Origin of the sequence: uncultured Oxalicibacterium sp. (assembly GCF_913776015.1) — a bacterium.
GTDB lineage: Bacteria > Pseudomonadota > Gammaproteobacteria > Burkholderiales > Burkholderiaceae_D > Oxalicibacterium.
In genome coordinates this window covers 34,893-43,584 of sequence record NZ_CAJYMD010000038.1, presented here as the reverse complement: position 1 = coordinate 43,584, position 8,692 = coordinate 34,893, and the positions used below count along the sequence as shown (strand labels likewise).

Sequence of the window (8,692 nt, the reverse complement as noted above, 5' to 3'; positions counted from 1 at the left end):
AATGCGTCGTAGCACGTTTGCCATCCAACAGGCCGGTATTGGCAAGGATAAACGCGCCCGTGCAAATACTGGCGATGCGTCGCGTTGCACCGGCAGCCTCCTTCAGCTTGGCTTCGAGCGCGGGTAGCGGCGGCGGCAATGCGGTCGCACCGGCGATCATCAACGTATCGTACGCGCCCCAACCTATGGCATCGCTTTGTACAACCACACCCGATGAGCTTTTGACCGGCCCACCGTCGATCGACAGCGCGGCAAACTCGTAGACGATCTTTTGCTGCAAGGTATTGGCGAACTCGAAGACCGTGAGTGCGGCCAGATCAAGGGCTTGAAATTGCGGATAAATGACGAGTCCGATGCGCTTGTTCATGGTATGCAGAAAATTGTTATTTAACGCATTTTAAGCCATGAAGTGCTAATAAATGTCGATAAGTGGGCAAAAATTTCCAAGTAATTAGGAGGCACGTCCGAAAAATAGGAAATGTCCTAATTTGCGGTATTTATGTCATAACGCACATTCGACTTTTCCGCACAATGGGAACTCTTCAACTACGCAACAGAGAGTTTTCCCATGACCACGACCAAAACCGCACTGATCACTGGCGCCTCTTCGGGCATCGGCGCCGTCTACGCAGATCGCCTCGCTCGCCGCGGCTATGACTTGATTCTCGTCGCACGCAACTGGCAGCGCCTCGAAACGGTCGCCCAGCGCATTCACTCCGCCACAGGGCGTCGTATCAAGCTCGTCAAAGCCGATCTCGCCAAACCGGAAGAGTCAGCCAAGGTCGAGGCGCTGCTGGCTGAAGGTGCGGTCGATGTATTGGTGAATAACGCAGGCTTCGGCGGCGTTACGCCACTGGTTGACAGCGATATTGCCCGGATGACCGAAATGATCGACATCAATGTCACCGCGCTCACCCGTTTGACCTACGCCGCGGTTCCGGCCTTTCTCAAGAAGGGCAACGGTACGTTGATCAATATCGCTTCTATCGTTGCCGTGGGTCCTGAGATTCTCAATGGCGTCTATGGCGGCACAAAAGCCTATGTGCTGGCGCTTACGCAATCGCTGCAACATGAAGTCGGCAGCAAGGGCATCCGCGTGCAGGCGGTTCTGCCCGGTGCCACCGCCACCGACTTCTGGGATACCGCCGGCCTGTCGCACAGCGCGTTGCCCAGCGAGATTGTGATGCGTACGGAAGACATGGTCGATGCTGCGCTGGCAGGCCTCGACGCAGGTGAAGTCGTCACCATTCCACCGTTGCAGGACGGCACGGCGTGGGACAACTACGACGCCATGCGTCAGCAGCTGTCGCAGCAATTCGGTCACCACGTTCCTGGTTCACGTTACCTGCCACGCGCAGCAGCGTGATTGATCACATCGCACTTTTTATTAGCTACTTTTGAAAGGCACCATCATGCAACTCAGCGGAAATACGATCTTCATTACTGGCGGTACATCTGGCATCGGTCGCGGCATCGCCGAAGAATTTCACCGACTCGGTAATCAGGTCATCATTAGCGGCCGTCGCAAAGCGTTGTTGGATGAAGTCACACGTGCCAATCCCGGCATGGCTGGCATCGAACTCGATATCCAGGACCCTGCACAGATCAAGGCGGTTTCTGCGCAGTTGGTGAAAGATTTCCCGACATTGAACGTGGTCTTTAATAATGCGGGCATCATGCCTTTTGATAATCCTGCAGGCGAACAGGACGACGAGAGTATCGTCGCTACGGTTGCGACCAACTTCCTCGGTCCGGTCCGCGTGACTTCCGCATTGCTGCCGCATTTAAAACAGCAGAAAAATGCGGTTGTCATTCATAACTCTTCGGTGCTCGCCTTTCTGCCGTTGGCGACTAATGCCGTTTATTCCGCAACCAAGGCTGCTGTGCATTCTTACGCACTGACACAGCGCTTTGCGTTGCGCGATGCCGGCGTGCGTGTGATCGAAGTTGCACCGCCATGGGTCGATACCGACCTGATCCATAAAAGCGGCGATCCCCGCGCGATGCCATTGAAGGACTTCATCGCAGCGACAATGGCCGGTCTCGGAAGTGGGCGCGACGAGGTGTACGTCGATGCTATTCAAGCTTTGCGTGACAATCCGGGTTCCGGCGAGCACGCGCTGATCAATGCCTTCAATCAATCCATTGTCGACAATCCCATCCCGACAGGGCATTGATCGACGAGGTACAAAGGGCGGCAGATAGGAATTTCCCGCCCTTCTCAAAAATCAATACGCTTAATCTACAGTTAATCTTCGCCCCCTAGCCTTCCTCCATCGCAACAATCAGGAGTGGCGAATGGTCAGGCAACAGGCATTGGCACCGTGGACGACCGGAACGGCGTTTGCGGCTGCACACGGGTACCGTACGGACTGGGTAGGTCGCGACCATCCGGATCGGCAGGGTTTGCAGGACTTCATCGCTGCCTCCTTCTTCAGGACGTACGGTGCACAGGTCCGGTTTTTTCTGGATATGCTGGTCGGCTGCCGCACCGAGCAGGGCGAATGGATTGCCGCCCTCGGTTTCTCGCTGGCGCAAGACGGCCGTACCTTTCTCGAACAGTATCTCGACGTGCCGCTGGAAAATGCAATCGCCGCGCAAACGCGTGTGCCGGTCTGCCGTGACCAGATCGTGGAAGTCGGCAATCTGGCGGCCACGCATGTCGGTGCCGGTCGGCAATTGATCGTGCGCATGACGCGCTTTCTTCATGAGCAGGGATTGAGCTGGGTTGCCTTCACAGCCACGCCAGGCCTGTTGAATTCCTTTACCCGTTTGCACCTCAATCCGCACGTATTGGCGGAGGCCGATCCGAGTCGTCTGCCTGATGGCGGCAAGAGCTGGGGTTCCTACTATGTCTCGCGTCCACAAGTGATGTTCGGCGATATTGGAGCAGGCCATGCGCAACTGGCGTGATGCGACGCCGGCACGGCAGCCGGTACTCAGTGGCGGCGGTCAGTCATGGACGGCGACAGAACTCGATGCATACATTGCCGGCATCAAGACAGCCTTGCTCGCGCGCCATCAGCCGCAGGCACCCGTTGCGGTGCTGGCAGACAATTTGCCGCAGTGGATTGCGATCGATCTGGCAACGCAGGAGTTGGGCATTACGCTGATTCCACTGCCTCTGTTTTTCACGCCCGCGCAATGGCATCACGCGCTCGTCAGCAGCGGCACGCAAGCCGTGTTTTGCGCGCAAGCCGAGCAAGGTGCGGCGCTGGGCTTCAGCCGTGTGGTGCCATGCATAGGTGAACTCGTCCTGTGCGAAGCGCCAGAAGTGGTGGCGTCAGCCGATGGGTTGGAAGATATTCAGAAGATCACCTTTACTTCCGGTACGACATCCGAGCCCAAAGGCGTATGCCTGACAACAGCGCAGCAGTGGGAGGTTGCCGAGGCCCTGCATGCCGGCCTGGACTGCCTCAAGGTCCGCCGCCATCTGTGTTTGTTGCCATTGGCCGTGCTTCTGGAAAACGTCGCTGGTGTGTACACGGCATTGCTGGCTGGCGCCGAAGTCATCGTGCCGCCGCTTGCCGAGGTCGGTTTGCGCGGCGCCAGTGCGTTCGATGCGCAGACCTGCCTCGATACCATCGCTCGCACACGTGCGGAAAGCGTGATCCTGTTGCCACAGATGTTGCAGGCACTGGTTGCCGCGGTGAAGATACATGACGCACGCATCGAGAGTCTGAAGTTCGTTGCTGTAGGTGGCGCGCATACGCCGGATGGCTTGATTGCACAGGCGTGGCAAAAGGGTTTCCCGGTTTTCGAAGGTTACGGCTTGTCCGAGTGCAGTTCAGTAGTGGCCTTGAACCTGCCCGGTGCGGGCCGCGCACAAAGCGTCGGCAAACCGCTTGCGCATCGTCAGGTGCGTATCGCTGCCGATGGTGAAATCGAAATTGGTGGCTTGCTACCAACGCGTTATCTGGGACAGCCGCCGCAAGATCAGGCATGGCTGCCAACCGGCGATATCGGCTATCTCGATACGAATGGTTTTCTGTTCATCAGCGGTCGCAAGAAGGATGTCTTGATCACAGCGTTCGGTCGCAATGTATCGCCCGAATGGCCGGAGTCGATACTGCTCGGGCAGCATGTGTTTGCGCAGGCATTCGTATTCGGCGATGCGCAGCCCACATTGAGTGCCCTGCTGGTGCCGGCAGCCGCCAGCGTGACACCGGAGATGATGCAGGCCGCCGTTGCCGCCGCCAACGCAGTGTTGCCTGATTACGCACGCATCGCTACCTGGCACATTGTGCCGCCCTTTACGCCCGCATCCGGCCTGCTGACGGCAAACGGACGCATGCGGCGTGCTGCCATCCTGCGCCATTACGCGGCGCTGACCGATCCCTCTTCGAACAAGACAGGAGATTCCCTTGCCATTCTTTGACACCTTGCAACAGCGCACAGAGGCTGACCGTGCCGCACTGTTTTCCGTGCCCGTGATCCAGCATGCCCTGATGGGCGAGATTGATGTCGCGCAGTACATCGCCTTCCTGAGCCAGGCCTACCATCACGTGCGACATACCGTACCTTTGCTGATGGCGTGCGGCAGCCGTCTCGATCGCCGCCATGAATGGTTGCGTACGGCCATCGCCGAATACATCGAGGAAGAGCTTGGGCATGAAGAATGGGTGCTCAACGACATCGCAGCTTGTGGCGGCGATCCTGATCAGGTAAGGCACTCCAAGCCGCATGCGTCGACCGAACTGATGGTGGCGTATGCCTATCATCAGATCGATCGGGGTAATCCGGTTGGTTTTTTCGGCATGGTGCATGTACTTGAAGGCACGAGCACCGCACTTGCCAGCAATGCGGCAGAGACGATTCAGACCGTGCTCCGGCTGCCCGCCAATGCATTCAGTTACCTGAATTCGCATGGCAGTCTGGATCTTGAACATGTGAAGTTTTTTGAATCACTCGTCAATCGCCTGGATCGTGAAGAAGACAAGGACGCCGTCGTACATACCGCCGCCATGATCTACAAGCTTTACGGCGATATTTTTCGCAGCCTGCCCGCGCGTGCATCGCAGATGTCGCAAGCCGCACAAAGCGTGGAGGCATGATGACCCAACGCTATCGTCCCTATCGCGCCGTATTGACGGGTGCTGCTGGTGGCATCGGTGCAGCGCTGGCAAAAGAATTGTTGCCGCAAGCCGAATACCTGATTCTGGTCGGGCGCAACCGCGCCGCTCTCGAAACCTTGCGTGCGCAACTGGATCCGGCGCGGATACATCTGATCGAAGGCGATCTGACGCAAGCCGCCACGCTGGATGCCATTGCCATGCTGGCCGAGCAACTGGGCGGCTTCAATCTGCTGATTAACAACGCCGGCAGCAATGATTTTCACGCGTTCGAAACACAATCCGAAGACGCGATTCGCAGCATGCTGGAAATCAATCTGCTGGCACCGATGCTGCTCTCGCGCCGCCTGATTCCCTTGATGAAAAAGCAGTTGCACGCGCAGATCGTCAACATCGGTTCGGTCATGGGATCGATCGGTTTTCCGGGATTTTCGGTTTACTGCGGCACCAAGGCTGGCTTGCAGGGCTTTACGCAAGCCTTGCGTCGCGAGCTGGCAGATACGTCGATCGACGTGCGCTACTTTGCGCCGCGTGCCACGCGCACTGCGATCAACAGCGATGCGGCCAACGCCATGAACCGTGAATTACGAACGGGTGAAGACACGCCCGAGGCTGTGGCCCGATCCTTTATCGCCTTTCTCAATGGCGGCAAGCGCGAACAAACGCTGGGCGCAAAGGAATCTTTCTTCGTCTTGCTCAACAAGGTGTTGCCGGGACTGCCCGAGCGTGCCATTCGTGGGCAGTTGCCCATCATCCGCAAACATTTACCTGACTAATTCATGACAACCAGAGGAGCCTCCGTGAACAATCCAAGCCAATCTCTCGTATCGCAACGTCCGCTGACCCAGCGCTTCAATCAGCGTTTCACAGCCATCTGTCTCAGCGCCTGCTGCGCCACGCTGCTGCTGGCCGGCGCAGCACATGCAGCGGTGGAAGAAGATGTCGCCAAGCTGCAGCAAAGCTGGGAGCACATTAAATACCAGATGCCTGCTGCCAATCAGGAAAAGGAATACGAACAGTTGATGAAGAATGCCGACCAGGTCGTTGAGCAGAATCCGGGCAAGGCGGAAGCATTAATCTGGCATGGCATCATCGAAGCGAGTTATGCTGGCGCCAAAGGTGGACTTGGCGCCTTGAGTCTCGCCAAAGGTGCGCGTGCCGATTTCGAAAAGGCACTCGACATCAATCCTGATGCACTCAAGGGATCGGCTTACACCAGCCTCGGTTCGCTTTATTATCAGGTACCGGGTTGGCCAATCGGTTTTGGTGACAACAAAAAGGCCGCGACCATGCTGAAGAAAGGGCTGGCGCTGAATCCGGATGGTATCGACTCGAATTATTTCTATGGCGATTTCCTGTTCCGTTCGGGCGATCTGGATGGTGCCGAAGCCGCGTTGAAGAAAGCCTTGCAGGCCCCGCCACGCCCGACACGCAAGCTGGCGGACGAGGGCCGTCGAGGCGAGATCAATGCCTTGCTGGAAAAGATTGCGGCGAAACGTAAACAGTAAGTCGCCGATAACTGACGACTAAGGATAGTCAATTGCGCATATTGCTGGTCGAAGATGATCCCCTCTTGATCTCCGGGCTGCTCACTGCCTTGCGCCATGCACACTATGGCGTCGAGCATGTGGCTGACGGCGTCAGCGCGACGCAGGCGCTCAAGGTCAATCACTTCGATCTGGTGATTCTCGATCTGGGTCTGCCGCGCATGGATGGTCTTGATGTATTGCGTCATGTCCGTGCGGCAGGCAATGATGTCCCCGTGTTGATCTTGTCGGCCCGCGAGGGTACGCGCGATCGCATCACGGGGCTGGATCTCGGTGCCGACGATTATCTGGTCAAACCGTTTGAACTCGATGAACTGCTGGCGCGTATCCGTGTGATCGAACGACGGCGCAGTGGCGTCACGGTCAATCAGTTGCAGCTCGGTGCATTGAAAATGGATCTGGCCAGCTTTGCCGTCTACTGGCATGAACAGCGCATTGATCTGCAACGCATGGAATTCATGCTGCTCAAGCATTTGGTGGAAAGTCCACAGCGCGTGTTCAGCCGTGCGCAGCTTGAAGAGTCGATCTACGGCTGGGGTGATGGCGCAGAGAGCAATACGATTGATGTGCATGTCCATCACATCCGCAAGAAAACCTCTGCTGATGTGATTAAGACCGTGCGCGGTGTCGGTTATCGTCTGGGCGAGGTCGAAGCCTGATGCGGCCGCCCTATTCGATTCGCCGGCGCCTGATCGTCAGTACGCTGATCGCCATGACACTGATCTTCGGCGCGATCAGTTTTGCCGCACATAGTTTGGCGATTCGTGAATCCGAAGAGTTGTTCAGCGCGCGGTTGGCAACGTCCGCGCGTGTGCTTGAAGCCCTGGTAGCGCGCCAGCTTGAAAACGCCAGTATCACCAATCCGCTCGTCATCGCCTTGCCTAAAGAGCTGGAAGAAGCGACGGACGACTTGCCCGAAAAATACGGTCACCACTACGAAACCAAGATTGCTTTTCAGGTCTATCTCGATACCGGACAGTTGCTGGCACGATCAGCATCCGCGCCCGATGTGCCGCTGGGCACATTTGAGGCAGGTTTCAGCGAACGCAAGGTGGATGACGATTTGTGGCAGGTGTTTGCGCTGCAATCGGGCAAGGTATGGATACTGACGGCCGAGAAAGACGAGGTGCGTCAGGAAATGGCAAATGGCATCGGCTTGTCGATCGTGCTGCCGATGTTGGGCGGTGGGCTGGTCCTGTTGCTGGCAGTGAACCTGATTCTGTTTTATAACCTGCGTTCGTTACGCACACTGGCTTCGCTGATCGCGCATCGTGAGCCCGAATCGCTGGCCCCTGTCAATCTACCCGTGGCACCGGCCGAACTGAGGCCCATCGTGACCGAACTCAACAGTCTGCTGGCGCGTGTGAAGGCGGCATTCGATCGTGAGCAACGCTTCATCAATGCAGCTGCGCATGAAATCCGTACGCCGATCGCTGCCTTGCAACTGCATGTGGAAAATGCGCAGCGTGCGGGCACAAGTGAAGAGCGCGAGAAATCTCTGGCGGATGCGCTGACGGCGGTGCGTCGTACCGCCAAACTGGCTGAACAGTTACTAGCCTTGAGTCGCTTGACAGCCAAGACCGAGCAGGGGCAGTTTCAGCCCTTGCCCTTGGAGGAAGTTTGCTGCGAAGTCATCGCTGCACATGAGCCTTTGCTGGCGCGACGTGGTCAGGGTATTGCGCTCGATGTACAAGGCGAAAGCCGCATCTGGGGCGAACCTTTTCGCTTGCAGCGTCTATTGCAAAATCTGATCGATAACGCCTCCCAATATGGCGCGCCGCAAGGCGAGATCGAAGTGTTGGTGCAGCATGCGGACGACGCCGTTCTGCTGAAAGTGACCAATGATGGCCCGCCGATTCCCGAGGATGAGCTGGAAAACATCTTCATGCCTTATTACCGGGTGGTCGGCCATGCTGTATCCGGTTCAGGCCTTGGACTAGCCATTGTGAAGGAAATCGTCGAACAGCATGAAGCGACGATCGCCATGATGCCCAAGGCCGATGGTCAGGGCAATGTGGTGACCGTGTGTTTCAAGGCGTGGAAGGAAGCTGCACCGAACGCCTGAGATCGGCG

10 protein-coding genes are annotated in these 8,692 nt (G+C 57.2%); 9 read left to right on the top strand and 1 reads right to left on the bottom strand.

Annotated features, from left to right (window positions below):
* The coding region (locus tag QZ725_RS05970; protein ID WP_293777354.1) for a DJ-1/PfpI family protein at nucleotides 1–367 on the bottom strand (367 nt) is incomplete at its 3' end.
* Nucleotides 368–568: 201 nt separating this feature from the next.
* On the opposite strand from QZ725_RS05970, the gene QZ725_RS05965 reads away from it, so the two are divergent.
* The 9 genes from QZ725_RS05965 (at nucleotide 569) to QZ725_RS05925 (ending at nucleotide 8,684) form a co-directional block, all read left to right on the top strand.
* On the top strand, nucleotides 569–1,366 hold the full coding sequence (locus QZ725_RS05965) for an SDR family oxidoreductase (protein ID WP_293777353.1): 798 nt from the start codon (nucleotides 569–571) through the stop codon (nucleotides 1,364–1,366).
* Between the two features lie 46 nt (nucleotides 1,367–1,412).
* Complete coding sequence (locus QZ725_RS05960) at nucleotides 1,413–2,177, top strand: SDR family NAD(P)-dependent oxidoreductase (protein ID WP_293777351.1); 765 nt, start codon at nucleotides 1,413–1,415, stop codon at nucleotides 2,175–2,177.
* A 121-nt stretch (nucleotides 2,178–2,298) separates the two neighbouring features.
* A complete protein-coding gene (locus QZ725_RS05955; RefSeq protein ID WP_293777349.1) occupies nucleotides 2,299–2,913 on the top strand; it encodes a thermostable hemolysin in 615 nt (204 codons plus the stop codon).
* The gene (locus tag QZ725_RS05950; RefSeq protein ID WP_293777348.1) at nucleotides 2,897–4,378 is read left to right on the top strand and encodes an AMP-binding protein; all 1,482 of its coding nucleotides are present in this window, start codon (nucleotides 2,897–2,899) and stop codon (nucleotides 4,376–4,378) included. Before QZ725_RS05955 ends, QZ725_RS05950 begins: the two co-directional genes overlap by 17 nt.
* A complete protein-coding gene (locus QZ725_RS05945) occupies nucleotides 4,365–5,054 on the top strand; it encodes an iron-containing redox enzyme family protein (RefSeq protein WP_293777347.1) in 690 nt (229 codons plus the stop codon). Before QZ725_RS05950 ends, QZ725_RS05945 begins: the two co-directional genes overlap by 14 nt.
* Entirely contained in the window at nucleotides 5,054–5,848 is a 795-nt protein-coding gene (locus QZ725_RS05940; RefSeq protein WP_293777346.1) for an SDR family oxidoreductase, read from the top strand. The genes QZ725_RS05945 and QZ725_RS05940 overlap by 1 nt, the downstream gene beginning before the upstream one ends.
* 24 nt (nucleotides 5,849–5,872) lie before the next feature.
* On the top strand, nucleotides 5,873–6,580 hold the full coding sequence (locus tag QZ725_RS05935; RefSeq protein ID WP_293777345.1) for a tetratricopeptide repeat protein: 708 nt from the start codon (nucleotides 5,873–5,875) through the stop codon (nucleotides 6,578–6,580).
* Between the two features lie 32 nt (nucleotides 6,581–6,612).
* Nucleotides 6,613–7,278, top strand: coding sequence for a response regulator (locus QZ725_RS05930; protein WP_293777344.1), 666 nt, complete (start codon nucleotides 6,613–6,615; stop codon nucleotides 7,276–7,278).
* Nucleotides 7,278–8,684 carry an ATP-binding protein gene (locus QZ725_RS05925; RefSeq protein WP_293777342.1) on the top strand — a complete coding sequence of 469 codons (1,407 nt, stop codon included), beginning with the start codon at nucleotides 7,278–7,280 and terminating at the stop codon, nucleotides 8,682–8,684. Before QZ725_RS05930 ends, QZ725_RS05925 begins: the two co-directional genes overlap by 1 nt.
* Nucleotides 8,685–8,692: the final 8 nt, after the last annotated feature.